Source organism: Proteus terrae (assembly GCF_003144325.1).
Taxonomy (GTDB): domain Bacteria; phylum Pseudomonadota; class Gammaproteobacteria; order Enterobacterales; family Enterobacteriaceae; genus Proteus; species Proteus terrae.
Map to the genome: position 1 here is coordinate 33413 of NZ_PENS01000010.1, position 23268 is coordinate 56680.

Consider the following 23268-nt stretch of genomic DNA (forward strand, 5'->3'; position numbering starts at 1 on the left):
TGAATTTGCTGATATAAAAAGGATTTTACGTAAAATTATCCTTTATTGGGTAATAATAAACCCAGTGATATCTTTAGCTTGTTTTAGCTTGTTTTTTATCGTTTCAGCTTGATCTTTAGATGAGTAAGGGCCGAGTTGCACTTTATATAATCCATCTATTTTGTTGATCACACCTTGGGTGTTAAATAATGACGATAAATCATTGAGCCAAAACTGTGCATTATTTTCGTTACTGAGAGCACCAACTTGGACATAAAAGCCTTGTGCTATGGAATTTGAGGATAATACAGGTTTTTGTGCTTCCGCCTTTGCAGGAGCTGGCGTTGGAACTGGTGCCGGAATTGGAGTAGGCGCTTTTACTTGCACTGGAGCCGATGGCTCAACAGGCGTAGTGTTATTGATATTGCTTGGCGTTGACGTTGTTAATGGTGCCGGTGTTACTGTTGCTGGCTGAGCATTAAAGTTAGGACGCTCAGGCAATGCGGTTGTTTTCTTCTCTATCTGCGCACCATGTGTACCAATACCGCTCATATGGCCATTTTGGTCAACAACAATTCCTTCAATAAGCAATGGGGTTGTCGGCATTAAACGTAAGCTATCAGAAACCGCTGGAGTGACTTGGATCTGTTTTCCATTAACGTAAGGGCCACGGTCGTTAATACGTACAACCATTGTGCGTCCATTAAGCAAGTTTGTGATTTTCGCATAGCTTGGGATCGGTAATGTAGGATGAGCGACTGCAAACTCATAGGGGTTAACGCGTTCACCAATGGTAGTTAAACGACTCATCGCTAAACTATCATAGACAACTGCTTCTCCTCGCTCACTAAAGTTTGCAGGATCAGCCACAATACGGTAAACCACCCCATTTTTTCGGTAATCTTGATTCGCCGTAGGGTGATAAGGCTCGTAACGTGGCTCTGCACCGAGAACACGTTGAGCTGGCACATTGGGTAATGGCGCTGGCTGTTTATTGGTATTCGTTTTATCAATAACACACCCTGACAGTAGCAATGCACTGATACCAATCAAAACCCATTGCAGACGCATAAAAACCTCATTATAAACTTTTTGATAGTAATTTTCGGTGTGTATGAATCGACATCACGATACCAAACCCGGCCATTAATACAATAAGAGCCGAGCCTCCATAACTCATCAGCGGCAATGGAACACCTACAACAGGAAGAATACCACTCACCATTCCTATGTTGACAAAGACATAGACAAAGAAAATTAGCATTAACCCGCCAATCATTACTCTACCAAATGTATTTTGTGCTTTTGTTGCAAGGTAAAGGCCTCGCGCGATTAAGAGTATATAAAGAGTCAATAGTATCAAAACACCAATTAATCCGAGTTCTTCCGCCAATACAGCAAAAATAAAGTCTGTATGGCGCTCTGGTAAGAATTCTAATTGAGATTGAGTGCCTTGTAACCATCCTTTTCCATGTAATCCACCAGAACCAATGGCAATTTTAGATTGGATTATATGATATCCTGCCCCAAGCGGGTCTGATTCAGGGTCGAGAAGCATCATTACCCGTGCTTGCTGGTAATCATGCATGAGGAAAAACCAGAGTATGGGGATAAAGGCAGCAACAAGAATAATAGCCACGGTAATAAGGCGCCAACTCATTCCCGCAAGAAAAAGAACAAATAAACCCGATGCAGCAACAAGAATGGATGTTCCTAAATCGGGCTGTGCGGCGACTAATAAAGTTGGTACAAAAATGAGTACCAGAGCAATAGCCGTATTACGTAATGTAGGGGGGCACACATCGCGATTCATAAATCGAGCGACCATTAAAGGCACTGCTATTTTAGCGATTTCTGAAGGCTGAAAACGAACAATACCTAAATCTAGCCAACGTTGTGCTCCTTTACTGATTTGCCCAAAGACATCAACGAGAATAAGTAAAATAACACAAAAGAAATAGAGATGAGGAGCCCAGCTTTCATAGACTCTTGGTGGGATTTGCGCCATGACTATCATGATCATGAAACCCATAGCAATCTGTCCTAACTTACGTTGCATCATTTCTGGATCTTGCCCGCTGGCACTCCACATAATAAATGCGCTGTATCCTAATAACGCAATAATACAAAGTAAGAATAACGGGTCGATATGGATCCGTGTCCAGAAGGATTTTTTCTTATTATTTTCAGTCATGAGTATTATTCCTCTGAACCACGTGGTGCTGGTGGAGAAGCTGGCAATACAGTGTTGTTATCACCAAGGAGAATGTGGTCAAGAATTTGTCTTGTAATATCACCGACAGAAGGGCCTGCACCACCATTTTCTAAGATAATAGAGATAGCTACAGTTGGCTTATCATAAGGCGCAAAGGCAATCATCAATTTGTGGTCACGAAGATGTTCTGCCAATTGGCTAGCATTATAGGTTTCGTAACTAAATACTTGTGCAGTTCCCGATTTTGCAGCTGCTTTATAAGGTGCATCAGCAAAACTTCGACGACCTGTACCATTCGGGAAGTTAGCCACACCATACATACCGTATTTTGCCAGTTCCCAATAACCTGAGTTGATATCGCCAATTTGGCGGGTTTCAGTATCAACATAAGGCAACATTTCATTGCCTAGTTTGGTACCGTAAAGTAGGTGAGGGGTTTTAACTTGACCGTCATTAATCAATGTCATTAAAGCTTTCGCCATTTGAATTGGCGTCGCTGTCCAATAACCTTGCCCAATACCTACTGGGATCGTGTCACCTTGATACCAAGGCTTTTTATAACGTTGCTGTTTCCACTCACGCGTTGGCATGATGCCATTGCGTTCTTCAGAGAGATCAATACCTGTATATTCGCCATAGCCAAAGCGACCCATCCAAGTTGATATACGATCAATTCCCATATCATAAGCAACTTGATAGAAGAAGGTATCCGCAGATTCTACGATAGATTTTGTGACATTAAGTTTTCCATGTCCCCAACGTTTCCAATCTCGATAACGTTTTTCTGAGCCAGGGAGTTGCCACCAGCCTGGATCATGAATTGTAGTATTGGCTGTGATTACACCTTCACTCAATGCTGCAACAGACATAAAGGGTTTCACAGTTGATGCAGGTGGATAAAGACCCTGAGTTGTTCGGTTGATCAGTGGTCTATCAGGGTTGTTTAGTAACCCTTGATATTCAGTATTTGAAATCCCACCAACAAATAAGTTTGGATCGTAGCTAGGGTTTGATACCAGTGCTAAAATTTCACCATTGCGAGGATCGGTTACTACAACCGCAGCTCGGCTTGTAGTGAGTAATGTTTCAATATAGGTTTGCAGTTCAAGGTCGATGGTAAGATAAATATCTTTACCTGCTTGTGGCGGTTGTTCGTGCAATTGGCGAATAACTCGACCACGGCTATTAACTTCAACCTCTTCATAGCCTGTTGTGCCGTGCAAAGTAGACTCATAATAACGCTCGATGCCTAACTTACCGATATCATGAGTTGCAGCATAGTTAGGTGATAAACCTTCTTTATCAAGACGTTCAACATCTTTATCATTAATTTTTGCGACGTAACCAATCACATGCGTTAATGCTGAACCATAAGGGTAATAACGACGTTGATAGCCTTTGATTTCTAAACCGGGATAGCGATATTGGTTGATAGCGAAACGTGCGACTTGTACTTGGCTTAATGTTGTTTTTAAGGCGATAGAGCTAAATCGACGTGAGCGCTTGCGCTCTTTTTCAAATGCAGCAATATCTTCGTCAGTTAAGTCAACAACATCCCTTAAACTTTCCAGAGTTTCTTGTAAGTTTGCTACCTTTTCAGGCACAATTTCTAATTGGTAGATAGTACGATTGAGCGCAAGAGGGATACCTTTGCGATCATAAATAATGCCTCTGCTGGGAGCAATCGGTACTAATTTAATTCGGTTATCATTTGAACGTGTCTGATAATCATCATGGCGAGCGATCTGTAAGTGATTGAGGTTAAAAACCAAAACACCACTTAATATAATAATTACTGAAAATGCGACAATTACACGTCGGATAAATAGCTTTGATTCCGCAGTATAATCTCGAAACGGGGTACGTTTTTTTCTTTTCATCCCATTTGACTTCACTTACTGACCCGCCAATTTATTGATTATTCACGATGATAAGGATGGTTTGTGGTAATGCTCCATGCTCGATAAAGGCTTTCTGCAACCACAACACGAACAAGGGGATGTGGCATTGTTAAAGGAGATAAAGACCAGCTTTGTTCAGCCGCAGCTTTACAAGCGGGTGCTAATCCTTCCGGGCCACCAATGAGTAAACTGACATTTCTACCATCAAGCTTCCATCGATCAAGTTGTTCTGCAAGTTTTGGCGTATCCCAGCGAGCGCCAGGAATATCGAGAGTGACGATACGATTTCCTTTACCTACTGCAGCTAACATTTGTTCACCTTCTTTTTCGAGAATACGTTTAATATCCGCATTCTTTCCTCGCTTACCTGCGGGGATCTCGATAAGTTCTAAAGGCATATCTTTGGGGAATCGATTAAGATAATCAATAAAGCCGGTCTGTATCCAGTCCGGCATTTTTGTACCAACGGCAATGAGCTGTAATTTCAAACTCAGCTCCAGAGTTTTTCAAGTTCGTACATACGGCGACTATCTTCTTGCATAACGTGTACCATGGCTTCACCAAGGTCAACGACAATCCAGTCAGAAACTCCTTGTCCTTCAACACCTAAAGGTTGTAATCCCGCTTCGCGGCAATCATCAACGAGATTATCTGCAACTGACATGAGGTGTCTGCTTGATGTACCAGTACAAATAATCATGTAATCAGTTACACTTGATTTTCCGCGGACATCTAATGCAATAATGTCTTGAGCTTTAGAATCTTCAAGTTTATCAATAATAAATTGCTGTAATTCAGAACCTTGCAAAAGGATCACCTATAATCTAATGGGTTGATTTAGTCGAAAAAATAATAAGCGCTATTTTAAAGGAATTTATACCAATAAATCTATTTTACTGGATGATTAATTCTAGTTAGCAATAACAAGAACATAAACCTCATTTTCTTGTTTTTCGACGTTTGATTTAGAAAAATTCATATATGCCCATTAACTGCGTCATAATAAATAACAAAAAGAAGGCAGATAAGAACTTTTCCGTTTAGACGACAGTTTTACCTTACAGTTCCCTTAAGGGAACAGAGGGTGAGAATAACAGCTAAACCTCATCTGTCAATGCTCATGAAACACCTAATTAGGTGTGTTTTTACTTTGTTAGCTTCAGATTATACCGTGTAATGCTCAGACTTTTTAATTGGAGAGAAAAAAATGGAAAGAAAAGTGAATTATCTTGGGATATCTTCAGAAATTATGGGTAATACTAATCACCAATTGCAAGAAAAGTTAGCATTGCTTTGTGATACTGTTCAGGCGGAAAAGATAGGCATTATGCAGGTAGAGGCTCAAAATAGAGATAACCTATTGCCACTTTATGGTTATGTTGGAAAAAAAGGAGACTGCCTTTCCTCTCCCCCGAATTTTACTTTACCTCAATTAAATATTGATCAATTTTTACAGCCTATTGTTCTTGACCATTTTCTTACCCGATTTTTCACACTGTTTGATTACCAACAACAGGTTAATCAATCATTAACTAAAGGGGCTTTGGTTAAATTCCATAGCCGATATAAATATTTAATTATGGCTTATTCACAAGTGGCTTATCGAGAGTTGGGGCGTGATATTGCTAATTTTTCTGATGCTATTCCTCTTGAAGAAGTTGCATCAAAATATCAGGGAAAGCTAATGAAGGCATTCAGTGTTGCAGCAAATAGAGAAGGGCAAACTAATGCGTTAATGCATATGGCAGGGTATTTTAAGCGGGATCTAAGCTCACAACAAAAACAAGAAATGGCACAGACAATTTTACAATATCGTCAAGGTATCGTGCCTTTATCTAAACCTTATGATTTACTCAAATATTGGTTAACTGTTTATCCTGATGAGTATTTGAGCCATCAACGCTATTTTTCGCCTTACCCGTTCGCTTTCAATTATTTAAGAGAGCAACTTTAGTCTTAAGTAATTATTTATAGAGTTGTTGTTGGCGAATATAGTCTTCAACAGAGTTAGGTAGTAAATCGTGACAATCTAACCCGGCTTTGTGACGAGCACGAATATCTGTTGCTGATATATTATAAAGAGGCGTATCAGCTAGAAATATTTTACCCGCAGGTAAACAGTGAATATCTTCTTGCTGATGAGTTTGATGTTTGGTTAGCCATGTTTGCATTTGCACTGAGTCAAAATGTGTTTGATAACCAGGGCGGGCGCAAACTAGTAAATGGCATACTTCCAGCAGATCTTCCCATTGGTGCCATGTATTAATTGAAAGTAATGAATCTTGACCAATAATAAAAGCCAAGGGTTGTTTATCGCCGATTTCTTTTCTGAAGTCTCTTAATGTCTCAATAGTATAAGAAGGTGTTGGCTTCTCAAGTTCACGAGTATCGACTGTAAATGAAGAATATGGCTCAAGAGCCAGACGTACCATCTTAAGACGTTGTTGAGAAGAGGCCTCTGGTTGAGGGCGATGAGGAGGAATATTGTTAGGTAGCCAAATCACTTCTTTTAAACCAATTAATCCGGAAAGAGCTTCAACAGGACGCAAATGCCCATAATGAATAGGATCAAATGTACCACCATATAAAGCAATGGCTTGGTTAATTAATGATGTTGAGTTATTGATTTTAGACATGACTTACAAATCCTTCCGGCAATGCTTTTCCACAAAGTAATAAACCCAGAGCACTAAGAGAGGGCCAAACTGTCTGTCCATAATCTTGTTTAATAGTAATTTCAATTGTTGCAAGTAACCGTATTGCTGTCAGCAATTGATGTTCAGATAAACGTTGTAGTGCTGCGGTGAATATTGGGCGTCGATTTTGCCAAATTCGATGTTTATCGAAAATCGTTTTTAACGAAGTCGTTTTAGATTCTCGATGTAGCGTAATCAACTGCATTAACTCACGTTGTACAGTTCTGAGTAAAATAACAGGTTCAGAGTCTTCTCTTTTGAGTTGTTGCAAGATATGCCATGCACGTTGTGTTTTCCCGGCCAGTAATGCATCAACCCAGTGATAAGGGGTAAAATGTGACGCATCATTGACCGCCGCTTCTACTCTTGGGAGCGTCAGCTTACCGTCAGGGTATAACAGAGAAAGGCGCTCAATGGCTTGTGCTAGCGCCAATAAATTCCCTTCATAACAGTAGCAAAGTAATTGATTACCTTGTTCATCCAGCGCTAACCCTTTTTGTTTTGCTCGCCGTGCAACCCAATTAGGTAATTTATCAAGCTCAGGTGTCAGACAAGAAACATAGGTTCCATGTTGGCTTAATGTTTTAAACCATTCACTGTTTTCTTGTGCTTTTGTGAGTTTATTGCCACGTAAAATCAACAATAAGTCTTGATGTAATTCTTGAGATAGGCGAGTAAGTTTCTCTGACATCGCTGCATTGGGGCCATTTTCAGGCAAATGTAGTAAAAGAGATTGTCTTTGAGAAAAAAGGCTTAGCGATTGACAAAGCGAGTAAATTTCATTCCAGTCTGTATTATTATCAAGGGTAAATTGATAATGTTCGACAAACCCTTGGGATTTAGCAGCGGATTGAATAGCATCTTGAGACTCTTGGAGTAATAGAGGTTCATTACCCCAGAGTAGGTAACTTTGGCGCAGCCCCTCTTGGAGCTGCGCATTCAGTTGTTCTGGATATAAGCGGATCATTTGGCGGGTGAGATTATCTGTTTTGCCTGCTCAGCTTGTGCGCTCTTTTGGCGTTCTGCATTGTGAACAACCAATAATTTACGCACTAATATTGCTGTCGCTTGTTCACGCATCTCTTGCTTGATAATGTCATTTTCAGCATCTTTCGCTAATGCTTCTAATGGGTTATCGAAGAATGGACGTGAAACCTGTGATGAAATTGGGTAAATCGTACCATCAGGCATAATCACTTGTGCATCAAGCACAAATGTTAATTGACGTTCTGCTGATTTACCGTCTTGATACACAGAAACGGTCTCTTTACTTTCTGATGAACCGACAATTTTTAGAATAGGGATATTTGCCGTTGGATTTTCAACAAGCTGAACACCACTCAGTCTAAGTTGTTGACGCATTACACGAGATAATGGGCCATAAGGGTCACCAGAGCTAAGATAAAGCGTTTTTAATTCTGCTGGAACCTGCGTTTTACCTTGAAGGTGAAAACCACAGCCAGCGGTGATTAACACCGCTAAACCGAAAAATAGCGAAAGTAGATATCGCACTAGGCCTCCTTATCAGCCAACAACGATGTTCAGTAATTTTCCAGGAACATAGATGACTTTACGAATAGTCACATCTTCCAAGTATTTAGCAACACTGTACTCTTTTGTCGCCATTTCCTGAACATATTCTTTTTCTGAATTAGCCGGAACAGTGACTCGACCGCGTACTTTACCATTCACTTGAACGATGATCAGTTTGGTGTCATCAACCATTGCTTCTTCATCAGCAACAGGCCATGGTGCAACATCAACGTCCTCTTTTCCACCTAATGCCTGCCACATAACAAAACAAGCATGAGGGATGATTGGAGAAAGCATACGAACAATGGCTTCTAATGCTTCTTGCATTAAAGCACGATCTTGTTCTGTTTCTTGTGTTGCACGAGTTAATTTATTCATTAACTCCATAATGGCAGCAATTGCGGTATTAAAGGCTAAACGGCGACCTACGTCATCAGATACTTTCGCAATCGTTTTATGTAAGTCACGACGCAAATCTTTTTGTTCTTCTGTTAGTGCAGAAAGATCAAGAGACTGTGTCGCTCCTTTTTGAGTGTGCTCGTGAACTAAACGCCATAAACGACGTAAGAAACGGTTTGCGCCTTCAACGCTAGATTCCTGCCATTCCAGAGTTAATTCTGGTGGTGCTGCAAACATCATAAATAAACGAACGGTATCTGCGCCATAACGTTCAACCATCGTTTGTGGGTCGATACCGTTGTTTTTAGATTTAGACATTTTGCTCATGCCAGCATAAGTCAGTTCATGACCTTCACTGTCAGTTGCTTTAATGATGCGGTTTTTCTCATCGCGTTCAACGATAGCTTCAGCTGGAGATACCCAATGACGAGCACCATCTTCACCAGTGTGGTAGAACGCATCAGCTAATACCATGCCTTGGCACAGTAAGCGTTTTGCTGGTTCATCAGAGTTCACTAAACCTGCATCACGCATCAGTTTATGGAAGAAGCGGAAATACATTAAGTGCATGATGGCGTGTTCAATACCACCAATATACCAGTCAACAGGCAACCAATAATTAGCTGCTTTCGGATCTAACATGCCTTTATCGTAATCTGGGCAGGTATAACGAGCGTAATACCAAGAAGATTCCATAAAGGTGTCGAAAGTATCAGTTTCACGTAGCGCTGGCTGACCATTGATTGTGGTTTTTGCCCACTCTGGATCTGCTTTGATTGGGCTGGTGATCCCGTCCATTTTTACATCTTCTGGCAGGATCACAGGCAGTTGATCTTCAGGGACAGGAACAACAGTACCGTCTTCTAAAGTTGCCATTGGAATTGGCGCACCCCAGTAACGTTGGCGAGAAACACCCCAATCACGTAAACGGTAGTTAACTTTACGCTCACCAACACCCATTTGTGCCAGTTTATCTGCAATTGCGTTAAAGCCAGCTTGGTTGTCTAAACCAGAGAATTCACCAGAGTTAATCAGGCTATTTTTCTCGGTTAATGCACCTTCAGATAAGTCAGGTTGATTACCTTCAGCATCTGCAATAACGGCTTTAATTGGTAAGTTGTATTTAGTTGCAAATTCCCAGTCACGTTCATCATGACCAGGAACCGCCATTACAGCACCCGTGCCGTATTCCATTAATACAAAGTTAGCAACCCAAATGGCGACTTTCTCTTTAGTTAATGGATGAATAGCATAAAGGCCTGTTGCAATCCCTTTTTTCTCCATTGTTGCCATATCGGCTTCTGCCATTTTCATGTTACGGCATTCATCAATGAAATGTTGAACTTCAGGGTTATTTTGAGCAGCTTTTTGCGCTAATGGGTGACCTGCTGCAACTGCAACATAAGTGACACCCATAAATGTGTCTGGACGCGTTGTATAAACGGTCATTGTGTCATCGCTATCAGCAACATCAAATTTAATTTCGACACCTTCTGAGCGACCAATCCAGTTACGTTGCATGGTCTTAACTTGTTCAGGCCACTCATCTAACGTATCTAAATCATTTAACAGCTCTTCAGCATACTCGGTAATTTTGATAAACCACTGTGGAATTTCTTTACGTTCAACAGGGGTATCACAACGCCAGCAACAGCCATCAATAACTTGTTCGTTGGCTAAAACAGTTAAGTCGTGTGGGCACCAGTTAACAGCAGAGGTCTTTTTATAAACTAAGCCTTTTTCATATAACTTAGTAAAGAACCACTGTTCCCAGCGATAATATTCTGGAGTACAAGTAGTAACTTCGCGATCCCAATCGTAACCAAAACCCAGTTTTTTTAACTGGCTTTTCATGTAATTGATATTTTCGTAAGTCCATGGTGCTGGAGCTGTTTTATTTTTTACTGCGGCACCTTCTGCAGGTAAACCGAACGCATCCCAACCAATAGGTTGTAAGACGTTTTTACCTAGCATACGTTGATAACGGGAAATCACGTCACCAATGGTGTAGTTACGGACGTGTCCCATGTGTAGTCGGCCAGAAGGATAAGGTAGCATTGACAGGCAGTAATATTTTTCTTTGTTATTATCTTCTGTCACTTTAAATGTATTGTTCTTTTCCCAGTGTTCCTGGATAGTTTGCTCTATATCTTCGGGACGATATTGTTCTTGCATGGCACCGATAATCCTATGGTGAATTAATGGCTACCGGAGGGTAACCGCTATTATGAAATTAAGACTCGCATAGCATAGCTGATTTTGTCTAATAGCCACAACTATTGATCTCAATGAAAGCCACCGTTTGCATAACTTTTTCAAGACAATTGCGAGATATCTTGAAAAGAACTAAAGCAAAAAGACAATAAATGCGTATTTTGTGAAAAAATAATAGTGATATTGCGAGAAAAGAGGATTGCTTGATATTTAATTGCGAGGTTAATCTAAATTATTATTTTGGGCTGACGTGCTAAAAAAGCACGTCAGCAGAGGGGATGTGGAGATTAGTGCAGAATTTTAGCGAGGAAATCTTTTGCTCGCGCTGATTTTGGATTATCAAAAAAGTCATTTTTAGGTCTATCTTCTACAATTCGACCTTCATCCATAAAAATAATACGGTCAGCGACTTTTTTAGCAAAACCCATTTCATGAGTGACTACCATCATCGTCATACCTTCATTTGCCAGCTCTACCATTACATCAAGTACTTCATTAATCATTTCAGGATCAAGTGCTGATGTCGGTTCATCAAACAACATTGCAATAGGATCCATGCATAATGCGCGAGCAATGGCGACACGTTGTTGCTGACCACCTGAAAGTTGAGCCGGGTATTTGTTAGCATGGCTTGTTAATCCCACTCGTTCTAATAGTTTTAACCCTTTCTCTTTTGCGGCAGTTTTCTCTCTATTAAGCACTTTAACTTGTGCCAGTGTAAGATTTTCAATAATAGATAGATGAGGGAAGAGTTCAAAATGTTGGAATACCATACCCACCTTTGCTCGTAATTTAGCAAGATCAGTATGTTTATCATTTACTTTGATTTCATTAACAAGGATCTCGCCTTGTTGTATAGGCTCTAAGCCATTCACTGTTTTGATCAGTGTTGATTTACCTGATCCAGAAGGCCCACAGACAACAACAACTTCCCCCTTTTTAACTTCAGTGGAACATTCAGTCAGTACTTGAAACTGACCATACCATTTGGATACGTCTTTTAGGGAAATCATCTAGGTAGTCCTTTTTTTAAGAAAGTTCACTAACATCGAAGCGGCGAAGCTAATGACAAAATAAACAAAACCAGCAAAGAGGATCATTTCAACTTGTGTTCCATCTCGTTCTCCAATATTTGCCGCTGTTCTGAAAAAGTCAGTAAGACTTAAAACGTAAACTAAGGATGTATCTTGGAATAATACAATTCCTTGAGTCAGTAAAAGCGGGATCATGGCTCGAAAGGCTTGAGGTAAGATCACTAAACGCATTGTTTGTGACTTGGTCATACCTAAAGCAAGTGAGGCTGAAAATTGCCCTTTGCTAACACTTTGAATACCTGCTCTTATAATTTCAGAGTAATAAGCCGCTTCAAATAAAGAGAACGCTATCATTGCTGAAATTAAACGGATATCACTTTTCGGTGAAAGACCTAGAACATTTTGTAATATGTTAGGCACAATTAAATAAAACCACAGTAATACCATGACTAATGGAATAGAACGGAAGGTATTAACATAAGCGGCGGCAAACCAGCTAATAGGCTTAAAGGTAGATAAGCGCATAACAGCAAGCACCGTTCCCCATAGAATACCGACCACAATAGCAGTGACAGTGATTTTTAGAGTAATAGCCATTCCATCAACTAAAAATGGTAGGCTTGGAACAACAGAACTCCAGTCAAATTCGTACATTATTGACCTCCTGTTGTGCCAGGTAAACGCACACGTTTTTCAAGCCAATTCATGATTAACATAATGATGACGTTGATAAAAACATAGGCGAGAGTAATTGCTGTGAATGACTCATACGCTTTTGCTGAATAATCGAGTAGTTTGTTTGCTTGTGCAGCCATATCAATTAACCCGATAGTGGAAGCAATCGCTGAGTTTTTTACGAGATTAAGCATTTCGGAGGTCATTGGTGGAATAATGACGCGGTATGCATTGGGTAATAAAACATAACGATAGGTTTGGGGTAAAGTTAAGCCCAATGCTAAGCCTGCAGCTTTTTGACCACGAGGTAATGAGTTTATTGCGGCTCTAACTTGTTCACACATACGCGCTGCGGTAAATAAACCTAAGCAGAGTGCTGATGAGACAAAAAATTGCACATTTGGCGCTAAGTCCATTTTAAACCAGTCGCCAATAGATTGAGGCAATAATTCAGGAATGACGAGATACCACGTAAAGAATTGAACAATAAGTGGTACGTTACGGAATAACTCAACATAAACAGTACCTAAGCTTGAAAGCCAACGATTAGGTACAGTGCGTAAAATTCCAAATAAAGAACCGACAAGAAAGGCGATAACCCAAGCGCATAGAGATAAGGCAATAGTGACTTGAAAGCCAGAAATCAGCCATCCTAAGTATGTGGTGTTTCCGAATGGGGCTTCTTGGAAGAATATCCCCCAATCCCAATCAATCGACATGATTTCACCTCCGGTGAAAAAGAGGGGCAGGGAACGGCTGCCCCAAACTTCACTGATCTGTCTGTCCAACAGATACTTTATAATTATTTATTTTGCATCAACTGCTTATGTGTTTTTAGTTCAATGCTTTATCATTTGGTGATGCAAACAATGTTTTCATTTCATCCGAGATGGTGAATTCTAAGTTAAGATTTTTAGGTGGGATCGGTGCATTAAACCAGCGATTAAATGATTTTTCTGCTTCACCTGATTTTTGTGCTTTAGAGATAGTTTCATCAATTAACGCTTTGAATTGAGCGTCATCTTTACGGAACATACAACCATAAGCTTCTTCAGATTGTGGGGTTCCTACAATTTCCCACTCACCCGGTTTTTTCGCTTTAGCACGTTCACCAGCCAGTAATGCATCATCCATCATAAAGGCAACGGCACGACCTGATTCAAGTGTACGGAATGAGTCTCCATGATCTTTTGCGCTGATAATGCGCATATTCATCTTTTTCTCATCATTTAATTTGTTGAGTAACATTTCAGACGTTGTTCCTGATGTTACAACAACGTTTTTACCTGATAGATCAGCGAAATCTTTAATTCCACTGTCTTTTTTCGCCAGTAAACGTGTACCTACGATGAAAATAGTATTAGAGAAGCTAGCTTGTTGTTGACGAGCTTCATTGTTGGTTGTTGAACCACACTCAAAATCAAATGTGCCATTTTGTAATAATGGAATACGATTCTGAGAAGTAATAGGAATGAGGCGAACTTGTAAGTTTGGTTTGCCTATTTTGTCTTTCACAGCCTGTACAATGAGGTTGGAATAGTCTTGAGAATAACCAACTACTTTTTGTTGATTATCATAGTAAGAGAAAGGAACAGAGGATTCTCTGTGCCCAACGATGATAATATCGTTGTCATTGATTTTCTTTAAGGTTCCAGTGAGTTCTTCTGCTTGCACAGCTACTGCAGCCCCTAAAATCATTAATGATAATGCTAGTTTACGCATGCGCATAATAACTCCTGTCATGGTGATAAGTGATATTTGTGTTTTGCTTCGTGTTGCTTTTTTGTTTTAATTTGTTTTGATAATGTTAATAGATAGAACAAATAACATACTGTTGGGAAGTGTAATTTGTGAAATACGAGAGGTATCTCCCAATAAAAGAATGAAATCAAATGTAGTTGATTATTTTTTTGGAAGTTGTTTTCAATATTTAAAATTATTGTAGTAGAAACCTTATAGAAATAAAGGTTAAAGATGAAAAATTGAGATGATGAGAAAAATAAGCTAAGTAGGGATTTGTAAAGTTTGTCTTAAGGAGTTGTTTGTCTGTGGATTACCGTTAAGATAGCGGGTCATATTGATGAGGAACATCTATGAGTAATTGGCGGTCAGGTCGCTGGCTAGTGGTGATAACAGTTTTGCTGATCTTGTGTTGTATTGTTCAGCGTTCATTAGGTGCCCACATCATTAGTGAGCGCTTAGCAACGGCTGTATCTCAAACACAATACCCACTATCAACACCGATTGCCGATGAGAATAGCGTAACAGAGCATACCTATTCGTTGTCTACCTGTGAATTAAGCGCCAAATCATTGCTATCTGTTCCCCCATTAACAATCGAGCCATTTTTCCATTCATGGGCTGTGTTACTATTGCTAAGCATGGCTGCCATTTATGTGTCGCGCCAGCGTAATCAGAAAAAACATCATCATCCACCACCTCCAATCAGACTTCACCTTCATTATTGTATTTTGAGGGATTAGAAATTTCCTTTTAGCTAAAAGATTGCGCGTCTAATTTGGGCGTGGCTCTATGTGTAGCGTTGTAGGAATTTTTAGGGAGTTGTTATGTTTCGTTCTTTTGTTATGGCGTTGATACTAACGCTATTTACTTTATCTACCTCTCAAGCAGCAGATACAGGCTGGCTAACCATGCCTGATAATTCTCATGCACAAGTTAGGGCGACAGCACAAAAGTCCCCAGCAGGTGACGTGAAACTTTTACTTGAGGTACAGCTTGAGTCTGGATGGAAAACGTATTGGCGTTCTCCAGGAGAAGGTGGCGTTGCCCCTGAAATTAATTGGTCGCAAGATGTAAGCGCAATAACTTGGCATTGGCCATCACCTTCAGCTTTTGATGTGGCGGGTATTTATACTCAAGGCTATGACAAACAAGTTGTTTTTCCTATTGAGCTATCCTCTGTTCAGACTGATCGTTTAACAGGAGTTTTAACTCTATCAACATGCAGTAATGTCTGTATTTTGACTGATTACACTTTAGACTTGGATCTTACTGAACCTGTGCCCGCTGATTTTGAATGGCAATATAATCAGGCAATGGCAAAAGTTCCTGTTGGAATAGGATTAGTATCATCAGTTTCTTCTGGTTATAACAATAGTCAACTCACTATCTCTTTACAAAGAGAGCAAGGTGCTTGGGTTAAGCCTAATATTTATCTCGATCCCCCTGAAGGTATGCTTTATGGCATTCCAAAATTAAATCATCAAGATAAAAACCTATTTGTCACCGTTGATGTGACTGATGATTGGGGCGATGCTGCCGGTGATATTTCAGGTAAGGTGCTTTCTTTTGTTATTACTGACCAAGGTTTTTCTCGCCAAGTTAATGACACCATAGGGCATGGAGGAGCGGAGATTGCTCCCGCCGCCAATTCAGGTGTTGGGCTTTGGAGTATTCTCGCTTTTGCTCTATTGGGTGGCTTAATTCTGAATTTGATGCCTTGTGTATTACCTGTACTTGCGATGAAAATGGGGTCAATTCTTCATCTTGAAAATCGTGATAAAGGCGTTATTCGCAAGCAATTTTCTGTTTCTGTTCTAGGCATCTTAGTTTCATTTTGGGCGCTAGCTCTGTTTATGACAGGCTTACGTTATAGCCAAGAAGCCTTAGGTTGGGGAATTCAATTCCAAAGTCCTTGGTTTATTGGTTTTATGGTATTAGTTACTGCTATTTTTACTGCAAATCTATTTGGATTATTTGAACTGCGTTTAAGTAGCAATATAAATACTAAAATGGCAACAGCAGGTGGACAAGGATATAGCCGACACTTTTGGGAAGGTGCATTTGCAACTTTACTCGCAACACCTTGTTCAGCACCATTTTTAGGAACCGCTGTCGCTTATGCACTTATTGCGCCTCTAAATGAACTATGGCTTATTTTTACCGCTCTAGGGATTGGAATGAGTTTGCCTTGGATCTTAGTGGCTATATTTCCATCTATCGCTAAAGCGCTACCAAAACCGGGTAAATGGATGAATCGCCTAAGAGTGGTATTAGGCTTTATGATGTTATTGTCCAGTATTTGGTTAATTACATTACTTATTCCACATCTAGGATTGCCAATCGTAATGGCTATTTTTATTGCCATTACTCTGCTTTTATTGTTTGCGATAGCACGGCATTATGGCAAAAAAACGGTATTTATTTCGGCTGTTATTGCCCTATTTTTAGGAGGGAGCACCTATCTATTTGTGGAGCAACCAGCAAGCCAAACACTCGCAGGTCAAGATACGATAAATTGGCAACCTTTATCAGAAGAAGCGATACACCAAGCATTAGCAGATAATAAACGTGTATTTGTCGATGTAACAGCAGATTGGTGTGTTACCTGCAAAGCAAACAAATACAATGTATTATTGCGAGAAGAGATTCAGGCTGCACTTTCAGCGCCAGATGTTGTCGCATTAAGAGGGGATTGGACTAAACCCTCTGATAAAATCACTCAGTTTTTAAAACAACGTGGTCAAGTTGCAGTACCATTTAACCAAGTTTATGGGCCTTGCCATAAAGATGGCGTGGTTTTACCCCCTATTTTAAATAAAGATTCAACATTGACAGTTCTTTCAGAGGCTAAAGGAGCCCAATAATGAAAAAAACACTTTCTGCACTGGTTATCTCTTCGTTACTTTTTGGTGCAAATGTGCAAGCTGCGGCATTAAGTGCTGATCAGGAAAAAGAAGTTCGTGCACTGGTTCGTGACACGTTAATTAAAAACCCAGAAATTCTGGAAGAGGCCATCACAGCATTACAGGCACAGAAAGCAGATGAGCAACAAGCTCAGTTCCGTACTGCATTAAAAGCAGAGCATGACGCGTTATATAATGATGCTGCAAGTCCTCGTATTGGTGCAAAGGACGCTAAATTAGTGTTGGTTTCTTTTACTGATTATAACTGCCCTTACTGCAAACGCTTCGATCCATTATTAGAACAAATTACAAAAGATTATCCTGAAGTTGCCGTGGTGATTAAACCATTGCCGTTTAAAGGTGAAAGTTCTGCAAAAGCTTCTCAAGCTGTACTTTCAGTTTGGAAAGAAGATCCAAAAGCATTCTTAGCATTACACCAACGTTTAATGCAGAAGAAAACAATGCTAGATAATGCAAGTATTGATGATGCAATGAAAACAACCAATACTAGCAAAGTGAAATTGACGGATGAAAGCTTAAAAGCGTTACAAAACAACTTGGATCTTTCTCGCAAATTAGGTATTCAAGGTACACCTGCAACTGTCGTTGGCGATATGGTTATTCCGAGTGCCGTTGATTACGCTCAGCTAGAAGTGATTGTAAAAGAGCAACTGGCTAAAGTGAAAAAATAATGCGTAGTCGCTTACGAAAGTGGAGTAAAGAACTGATTGTTCTGGTTGTCATTTTCGTTGTAGCTTCTTTTGCAATGGATTGGTGGCGACAACCTACGCCACCATCCTTAACGAATTTACCTGAGCTTTATACAGTTGATAATAAAGTTATTTCTTTAGCTGAGCTGAGTGCTGAAAAACCTTTATTAATCTATTTTTGGGCAACTTGGTGTGGGGTTTGTAAATTAACAACACCATCAGTAAATTCGTTAGCACAAGATGGTTATAATGTGATGTCAGTTGCGATCCGTTCTGGTGATAACGCAAAGTTAGAGCGTGGCATTCAGTCGAAAGGGCTGGTTTTTCCTATCATAAATGATACTCGAGGGGATATTTCTCAACAGTGGGAAATTAGTGCAACACCTTCATTTGTTATTGTTTATAAAGGAGAAATGGTAGGCTTTACAAGTGGTTGGTCATCTTCGTGGGGATTAAAACTACGTTTATGGTGGGCGTCTATCTAAATTAGCTATCAGAATTTTAGTAAAGAAAAAATGGTACCAGGTAAGCTGACAATAAAATAGATTATTTCATAAATAATATTTTTACGTCTGCGTTCAATTTTTGCTTCTTGGGTATTTTGGGCAATTAATGTCTTTTCATCGGCAATGCGTTTTGCTGTATTAATATGTATTGGCACAATATTAATAGGAATAACGGGATCATTATTTTTATTAGCAGGGGTTAATTGAGCTAATGTCCAGCCATATTGATGCTGTTTATCTCTAAACGCATTTTGCTGAATAACATAACCGTAATAATCTTTACGGAAACCCTTTTCTTCGTTATCGCTGGAAATTTTATGGGCATATTGCCAATAAGATTGAATATCTGCGGATGACTGAATTAATTGGGATAGTGCAGATTGGTCAAGTTGAGTGACATTAACGCGTTTAGACTCAGCTTCTTGTTTTTGTTGATCGATAATCGCTGTTTTCCAATGCACAGGTACAATGGTTTTGTCTTCAATAAGTTGGCTAATTGACTCTGGTTTTTTTGACAATACCCAGCCAAATTCATGTTCTTGTTGATTGAACATCTGGCGTTGGATCCATTTATTTTCTTTATCTGTACGAAAGCCCTTTGTTTCATTATCTGTTGATATTTCTTTAGCTCTTTGCCAAATGGCATCGAGAATATGTTCAGGATAATGATCCATGAAAAAGCTCTCTTATTAGAAAAAGCCCAACCTAATTAATATTAACTTAATAGGGTTGGGCTTTATTCATTTTAATTACGGCGTTTAATAAAGGCGATGACAAAAAATAATCCAACCAATATCCACAATGGTGTATTACCCCATTTGTAATAAGGAGTTAGTCCTGTTGTTGGTGTCATTTTTTCCGCTAAAGCACCTTCTTCAAATTGAGGAAGTTGAGAAATTACATCACCGTTGGCTGCAATAAAGGCTGTAATACCGTTATTTGTCGAACGTAATAATGGTCTTCCTAACTCAAGAGAGCGCATTCTCGCCATTTGAAAATGCTGCCAAGGGCCGATTGAATTGCCAAACCACGCATCATTAGAAATCGTTAATAAGAACCGTGTATCAGGTTGGAAATTAGCACGAACTTGTTCACCTAAAATAATTTCGTAGCAAATAGCAGCGGTTATTTTGGCGTCATTGACTGTCAGCTGAGGCTGTACATATTCACCTTGGCTTAATGATGACATAGGTAAATTAAAGAAAGGGGCGAGTGGGCGTAAGAGTGATTCTAATGGCACATATTCGCCAAAAGGAACAAGGTGATGTTTGTTATAGCGATCTGTTGCCGGGTATTGATAAGCATAGTGTTCACCTAATGTGATGACACTATTGTAAAAACGATAGCCTTCTAATGTCGGCCGAGCATCAATAATTCCCGTCATTAAATGGGTATCTTGCTCTCTTAATTGCTTATCTAATTCTGCTAAAAAGTTTTGTTGTTGAATTTCAACATCAGGGATAGCGGATTCAGGCCAAATAATGAGATTTGCATTACCAATAAAAGGGCGACTTAAGGTGAGATAGGTCTTTAATGTGCTCTCTAATGTACCTGGTTCCCATTTTAAAGATTGTGCGATATTACCTTGGACTAATGCAATTTCTTGCGTTTCATCAGGCAAAGGTTGATACCATTGATAGGATTTAAAGCTGATAGGTAATACTAATAAAAGCAGTGCAATCACAAGGCTGTAAATTGATTTACGATAGATTGTAAATGCAATTAATCCACTAATAACGGTTAAAAGCAGCGTTATCATGGTGACACCAAAAATAGGTGCAATACCTTTTAATGGGCCATCAATCTGGCTATAACCAAACTGCAACCAAGGAAAGCCTGATAATACCCAACCTCTTAAAAATTCGGTGATTTGCCATAGCGCAGGAGCAGCAAATACAAATCGCCAGAGTGTTGGTTTGGGGAAAAACTTATTCAGTGATCCTGCAAATAATAGCGTGTAGAGTGATAAATAGAGAGCTAATAAAATCACTAAAAAGATATTTATTGCAAACGGCATACCACCAAAATCAGCGATACTGACGTAAACCCAATTTACACCGCTACCAAATAACCCAAATCCCCAAGCAAAACCAAGGAATGCACCTTGACGAGCTGTGCGGTGAGTGATTATCAGTAATAAGCCAAGTAGTGAAATTAACGCCGCAGGCCAAAAATCAAATGGCGAAAATGCTAATGTGCCAATGGCACCGAAAAAAACCGCCAGAAGGGCACGAACCCACTGGCGGTTTAAGAAAGAGATCTTATTCATTGATATCCTATGCATCATTACCTAGTTCAGGGATTGGTGCATCATCGGGGATATGCACATAAACCTGAATGATCTTACGGCTATCTGCCATAACAACTTTAAATTGGTAATTATCAATGGTAATAGTTTCACCACGAGCAGGAAGGTGACCAAAGGCTTGCATAACTAAACCGCCAATTGTATCAACTTCTTCATCGCTGAAATGTGTACCGAACGCTTCATTGAAATCTTCTATCTGGGTTAAAGCTCGAACTGAGTAAGCGTGGCGACTCAACGGACGAATATCAATATCATCCTCATCATCATACTCATCTTCAATTTCGCCTACGATAAGTTCAAGAATATCCTCAATTGTGACGAGCCCAGATACGCCTCCGAATTCATCGATCACAATCGCCATATGATAGCGTTGAGAGCGGAACTCTTTTAATAGGCGATCAACCCGTTTGCTTTCAGGCACAACAACAGCAGAGCGTAAGACTTTATCCATACTAAATGGCTCTGCGTCAGTACGCATAAATGGCAGTAAATCTTTTGCCATTAATAAGCCTTCAATATGATCTTTGTCTTCGCTAATGACAGGGAAACGGGAATGTGCTGAATCAATAATCACATCTAAACATTCATCAAGGGTTTGATTGCGTTTTAGTGTGACGATTTGAGAACGAGGGATCATTATGTCCCGAACGCGTTGTTCAGCAATATCCATTACCCCTTCAAGCATGTCGCGGGTGTCAGGATCAATTAATTCTTTCTGTTCAGAATCGCGGATAAGCTCCATCAGATCATCACGGTTTTTAGGTTCACCGTGGAACCACTGATTAAGCAGTGTGAGAAACCCTTTCTTAGGACCTGGGTTATCGTTACTCGAAGATTGGTCGTCGCTCATGGCGTTTTAACTACTTTTCCTCATTGAATGGTTAATTAGATATAGTATTTATCATAAAAATAAGAGAACTGTTACTCTTTTTCAATTAAATAGGGATCTGCATAACCTAAATTTTGTAAGATTTCTGTCTCTAAACCTTCCATTTCTTCGGCTTCATCATCTTCAATATGATCATAGCCCAAAAGATGCAGACATCCATGAATAACCATGTGTGCCCAATGCTCTTCAACAGTCTTACTCTGTTCAACCGCCTCTTTTTCTACTACTTGACGGCAAATAATCAAATCACCTAATAGAGGCAATTCTATTTCAGGTGGTGCCTCAAAAGGAAAAGAAAGCACGTTAGTCGGTCTGTCTTTTCCGCGATAAGTGAGGTTCAGTTCGTGACTTTCTGCTTCATCAACAATGCGAATAGTCACTTCACTTACAGGTTGAAACTGCGGTAACACCGCTTCCAACCATGTCATAAATTGGGCTTCAGTAGGAAGCCCTTGCGTATTTTCACTTGCTACTTGTAAATCAAGGATAACTTCATTCATGATTTTCTCTCTGAAGCTTCTCTTTTTCTGCTTTGATTGCTTGGCGGCGTTTTTGATCTTCCGTTTCCCAAGCTTCATAGGCGATAACAATTTTGGCAACCACAGGATGGCGAACAACGTCTTCACTGTGGAAAAAGTTAAAACTTAAATCATTGACATCAGATAAAACTTCAATGGCATGACGTAAGCCTGATTTATTACCTCTTGGCAGGTCAATTTGGGTAATATCCCCAGTGACAACCGCTTTAGAGTTAAAGCCAATACGCGTTAAGAACATTTTCATCTGTTCGATGGTGGTGTTTTGGCTTTCATCAAGAATGATAAAGGCGTCATTTAATGTGCGTCCACGCATATAGGCGAGGGGCGCGACTTCAATGACATTACGCTCTATTAGTTTCTCAACTTTTTCAAAACCTAACATCTCAAATAACGCATCATAAAGTGGTCGTAAATAGGGATCGACTTTTTGACTTAAATCGCCTGGTAAAAAGCCCAGTTTTTCACCAGCTTCAACCGCAGGACGCGTTAATAAAATACGACGCACTTCTTGACGTTCTAGAGCATCAACAGCAGCAGCAACAGCCAGATAAGTTTTCCCTGTCCCCGCAGGCCCAATACCAAAAGTAATATCATGGGTCTGGATATTGGCAATATATTGTGCCTGATTTGGTGTACGAGGTTTTATCACACCCCGCTTAGTTCGAATATTGGTCGATTTTCCAAATTCAGGAACATGCTCATCACTTTGCTCAAGCACACGGCTTTCTTTGATTGCTAGGTGAATTTGTTCAGGGGCGATATCGGGGATCACGCCTTTAATAGGCGAGGTTTCCACATACAGGCGACGTAAAATACCTGCGGCTGCATTGACACACAATGATTTTCCCGTGAGTTTAAAACGGTTATCACGATGATTAATCTCGATACCTAAACGGCGCTCAAGTTGCTTAATATTATCGTCAAATGGGCCACATAGGCTCATTAAACGGGCATTGTCAGCTGGCTCTAAGAAGATTTCTTGGGTCGCTACCTGTGCATGTGCTATTACTGTCACTGATTATCC

Annotated in this window: 23 protein-coding genes; 5 read left to right on the forward strand and 18 right to left on the reverse strand. The window is 39.9% G+C overall.

The genetic code is table 11. The features are described 5' to 3' along the window. Positions 1-42: 42 nt before the first annotated feature. The 5 genes from rlpA to rsfS are packed head-to-tail and all read right to left on the reverse strand — an operon-like array spanning position 43 to position 4912. Positions 43-1050, reverse strand: a complete 1008-nt coding sequence (gene rlpA / locus DK857_RS11140; protein WP_109402207.1) for an endolytic peptidoglycan transglycosylase RlpA — start codon at positions 1048-1050, stop codon at positions 43-45. 10 nt (positions 1051-1060) lie between these two features. Then, the gene (mrdB, locus tag DK857_RS11145) at positions 1061-2173 is read right to left on the reverse strand and encodes a peptidoglycan glycosyltransferase MrdB (RefSeq protein ID WP_099075876.1); all 1113 of its coding nucleotides are present in this window, start codon (positions 2171-2173) and stop codon (positions 1061-1063) included. 5 nt (positions 2174-2178) lie between these two features. After that, positions 2179-4074 (reverse strand): peptidoglycan DD-transpeptidase MrdA, encoded by a 1896-nt coding sequence (mrdA, locus tag DK857_RS11150; protein WP_109393410.1) that lies wholly within the window; start codon positions 4072-4074, stop codon positions 2179-2181. Positions 4075-4112: 38 nt separating this feature from the next. After that, positions 4113-4583: a 23S rRNA (pseudouridine(1915)-N(3))-methyltransferase RlmH gene (rlmH, locus tag DK857_RS11155; protein WP_109393411.1), complete on the reverse strand. Its 471-nt coding sequence runs from the start codon at positions 4581-4583 to the stop codon at positions 4113-4115. Positions 4584-4585: 2 nt separating this feature from the next. Continuing rightward, a complete protein-coding gene (gene rsfS / locus DK857_RS11160; protein WP_006537732.1) occupies positions 4586-4912 on the reverse strand; it encodes a ribosome silencing factor in 327 nt (108 codons plus the stop codon). 390 nt (positions 4913-5302) lie between these two features. Here rsfS and DK857_RS11165 point away from each other — a divergent pair, with 390 nt between their 5' ends. Then, complete coding sequence (locus DK857_RS11165; RefSeq protein WP_109393412.1) at positions 5303-6049, forward strand: YbgA family protein; 747 nt, start codon at positions 5303-5305, stop codon at positions 6047-6049. A 10-nt stretch (positions 6050-6059) separates the two neighbouring features. Here the strand turns inward: DK857_RS11165 and nadD are convergent, their stop codons facing one another. The 8 genes from nadD to DK857_RS11205 form a co-directional block, all read right to left on the reverse strand. Next, positions 6060-6731, reverse strand: coding sequence for a nicotinate-nucleotide adenylyltransferase (nadD, locus tag DK857_RS11170; RefSeq protein WP_109393413.1), 672 nt, complete (start codon positions 6729-6731; stop codon positions 6060-6062). After that, positions 6724-7758 carry a DNA polymerase III subunit delta gene (holA, locus tag DK857_RS11175; RefSeq protein WP_109393414.1) on the reverse strand — a complete coding sequence of 345 codons (1035 nt, stop codon included), beginning with the start codon at positions 7756-7758 and terminating at the stop codon, positions 6724-6726. Before holA ends, nadD begins: the two co-directional genes overlap by 8 nt. After that, the gene (gene lptE, locus DK857_RS11180; protein WP_075671576.1) at positions 7755-8303 is read right to left on the reverse strand and encodes an LPS assembly lipoprotein LptE; all 549 of its coding nucleotides are present in this window, start codon (positions 8301-8303) and stop codon (positions 7755-7757) included. The genes holA and lptE overlap by 4 nt, the downstream gene beginning before the upstream one ends. A 12-nt stretch (positions 8304-8315) precedes the next feature. Continuing rightward, positions 8316-10898, reverse strand: coding sequence for a leucine--tRNA ligase (gene leuS, locus DK857_RS11185; protein WP_109393416.1), 2583 nt, complete (start codon positions 10896-10898; stop codon positions 8316-8318). Between the two features lie 326 nt (positions 10899-11224). Then, positions 11225-11950, reverse strand: a complete 726-nt coding sequence (locus DK857_RS11190; RefSeq protein WP_109393417.1) for an amino acid ABC transporter ATP-binding protein — start codon at positions 11948-11950, stop codon at positions 11225-11227. After that, positions 11951-12625, reverse strand: coding sequence for a glutamate/aspartate ABC transporter permease GltK (gene gltK / locus DK857_RS11195; protein ID WP_109393418.1), 675 nt, complete (start codon positions 12623-12625; stop codon positions 11951-11953). Continuing rightward, entirely contained in the window at positions 12625-13365 is a 741-nt protein-coding gene (locus DK857_RS11200) for an amino acid ABC transporter permease (RefSeq protein WP_109393419.1), read from the reverse strand. The genes gltK and DK857_RS11200 overlap by 1 nt, the downstream gene beginning before the upstream one ends. 115 nt (positions 13366-13480) lie before the next feature. After that, positions 13481-14374, reverse strand: coding sequence for a glutamate/aspartate ABC transporter substrate-binding protein (locus DK857_RS11205; RefSeq protein WP_109402208.1), 894 nt, complete (start codon positions 14372-14374; stop codon positions 13481-13483). 365 nt (positions 14375-14739) lie between these two features. Here DK857_RS11205 and DK857_RS11210 point away from each other — a divergent pair, with 365 nt between their 5' ends. From DK857_RS11210 to DK857_RS11225, 4 genes are all read left to right on the forward strand, one after another. Beyond that, positions 14740-15129 carry a metal resistance protein gene (locus DK857_RS11210; RefSeq protein ID WP_109393421.1) on the forward strand — a complete coding sequence of 130 codons (390 nt, stop codon included), beginning with the start codon at positions 14740-14742 and terminating at the stop codon, positions 15127-15129. Between the two features lie 84 nt (positions 15130-15213). Next, positions 15214-17253, forward strand: a complete 2040-nt coding sequence (locus DK857_RS11215) for a protein-disulfide reductase DsbD family protein (RefSeq protein ID WP_109402209.1) — start codon at positions 15214-15216, stop codon at positions 17251-17253. Further along, positions 17253-17984: a DsbA family protein gene (locus DK857_RS11220; RefSeq protein ID WP_109402210.1), complete on the forward strand. Its 732-nt coding sequence runs from the start codon at positions 17253-17255 to the stop codon at positions 17982-17984. The genes DK857_RS11215 and DK857_RS11220 overlap by 1 nt, the downstream gene beginning before the upstream one ends. Then, positions 17984-18487, forward strand: a complete 504-nt coding sequence (locus DK857_RS11225; RefSeq protein ID WP_109393423.1) for a protein disulfide oxidoreductase — start codon at positions 17984-17986, stop codon at positions 18485-18487. The genes DK857_RS11220 and DK857_RS11225 overlap by 1 nt, the downstream gene beginning before the upstream one ends. 8 nt (positions 18488-18495) lie before the next feature. On the opposite strand, the gene DK857_RS11230 is transcribed toward DK857_RS11225, so the two are convergent. The 5 genes from DK857_RS11230 to DK857_RS11250 form a co-directional block, all read right to left on the reverse strand. After that, positions 18496-19182: a hypothetical protein gene (locus DK857_RS11230; protein ID WP_109402211.1), complete on the reverse strand. Its 687-nt coding sequence runs from the start codon at positions 19180-19182 to the stop codon at positions 18496-18498. Positions 19183-19253: 71 nt separating this feature from the next. Beyond that, positions 19254-20777, reverse strand: a complete 1524-nt coding sequence (gene lnt / locus DK857_RS11235) for an apolipoprotein N-acyltransferase (protein WP_109402212.1) — start codon at positions 20775-20777, stop codon at positions 19254-19256. Positions 20778-20784: 7 nt separating this feature from the next. After that, positions 20785-21666: a CNNM family magnesium/cobalt transport protein CorC gene (gene corC / locus DK857_RS11240; RefSeq protein WP_023581153.1), complete on the reverse strand. Its 882-nt coding sequence runs from the start codon at positions 21664-21666 to the stop codon at positions 20785-20787. A gap of 71 nt (positions 21667-21737) precedes the next feature. Next, complete coding sequence (gene ybeY, locus DK857_RS11245; RefSeq protein WP_109393425.1) at positions 21738-22205, reverse strand: rRNA maturation RNase YbeY; 468 nt, start codon at positions 22203-22205, stop codon at positions 21738-21740. Further along, positions 22198-23259 carry a PhoH family protein gene (locus tag DK857_RS11250; protein ID WP_109402213.1) on the reverse strand — a complete coding sequence of 354 codons (1062 nt, stop codon included), beginning with the start codon at positions 23257-23259 and terminating at the stop codon, positions 22198-22200. Before DK857_RS11250 ends, ybeY begins: the two co-directional genes overlap by 8 nt. Positions 23260-23268 lie beyond the last annotated feature (9 nt).

Excerpts from the sequence above, each read along its gene's own strand:
- rlpA (WP_109402207.1), bottom strand. The coding sequence starts at position 1,050 with ATGCGTCTGCAATGGGTTTTGATTGGTATCAGTGCATTGCTACTGTCA.
- mrdB (WP_099075876.1), bottom strand. The coding sequence starts at position 2,173 with ATGACTGAAAATAATAAGAAAAAATCCTTCTGGACACGGATCCATATC.
- mrdA (WP_109393410.1), bottom strand. The coding sequence starts at position 4,074 with ATGAAAAGAAAAAAACGTACCCCGTTTCGAGATTATACTGCGGAATCA.
- DK857_RS11165 (WP_109393412.1), top strand. The coding sequence starts at position 5,303 with ATGGAAAGAAAAGTGAATTATCTTGGGATATCTTCAGAAATTATGGGT.
- nadD (WP_109393413.1), bottom strand. The coding sequence starts at position 6,731 with ATGTCTAAAATCAATAACTCAACATCATTAATTAACCAAGCCATTGCT.
- holA (WP_109393414.1), bottom strand. The coding sequence starts at position 7,758 with ATGATCCGCTTATATCCAGAACAACTGAATGCGCAGCTCCAAGAGGGG.
- leuS (WP_109393416.1), bottom strand. The coding sequence starts at position 10,898 with ATGCAAGAACAATATCGTCCCGAAGATATAGAGCAAACTATCCAGGAA.
- DK857_RS11190 (WP_109393417.1), bottom strand. The coding sequence starts at position 11,950 with ATGATTTCCCTAAAAGACGTATCCAAATGGTATGGTCAGTTTCAAGTA.
- gltK (WP_109393418.1), bottom strand. The coding sequence starts at position 12,625 with ATGTACGAATTTGACTGGAGTTCTGTTGTTCCAAGCCTACCATTTTTA.
- DK857_RS11200 (WP_109393419.1), bottom strand. The coding sequence starts at position 13,365 with ATGTCGATTGATTGGGATTGGGGGATATTCTTCCAAGAAGCCCCATTC.
- DK857_RS11205 (WP_109402208.1), bottom strand. The coding sequence starts at position 14,374 with ATGCGCATGCGTAAACTAGCATTATCATTAATGATTTTAGGGGCTGCA.
- DK857_RS11210 (WP_109393421.1), top strand. The coding sequence starts at position 14,740 with ATGAGTAATTGGCGGTCAGGTCGCTGGCTAGTGGTGATAACAGTTTTG.
- DK857_RS11215 (WP_109402209.1), top strand. The coding sequence starts at position 15,214 with ATGTTTCGTTCTTTTGTTATGGCGTTGATACTAACGCTATTTACTTTA.
- DK857_RS11220 (WP_109402210.1), top strand. The coding sequence starts at position 17,253 with ATGAAAAAAACACTTTCTGCACTGGTTATCTCTTCGTTACTTTTTGGT.
- DK857_RS11225 (WP_109393423.1), top strand. The coding sequence starts at position 17,984 with ATGCGTAGTCGCTTACGAAAGTGGAGTAAAGAACTGATTGTTCTGGTT.
- DK857_RS11230 (WP_109402211.1), bottom strand. The coding sequence starts at position 19,182 with ATGGATCATTATCCTGAACATATTCTCGATGCCATTTGGCAAAGAGCT.
- lnt (WP_109402212.1), bottom strand. The coding sequence starts at position 20,777 with ATGAATAAGATCTCTTTCTTAAACCGCCAGTGGGTTCGTGCCCTTCTG.
- corC (WP_023581153.1), bottom strand. The coding sequence starts at position 21,666 with ATGAGCGACGACCAATCTTCGAGTAACGATAACCCAGGTCCTAAGAAA.
- ybeY (WP_109393425.1), bottom strand. The coding sequence starts at position 22,205 with ATGAATGAAGTTATCCTTGATTTACAAGTAGCAAGTGAAAATACGCAA.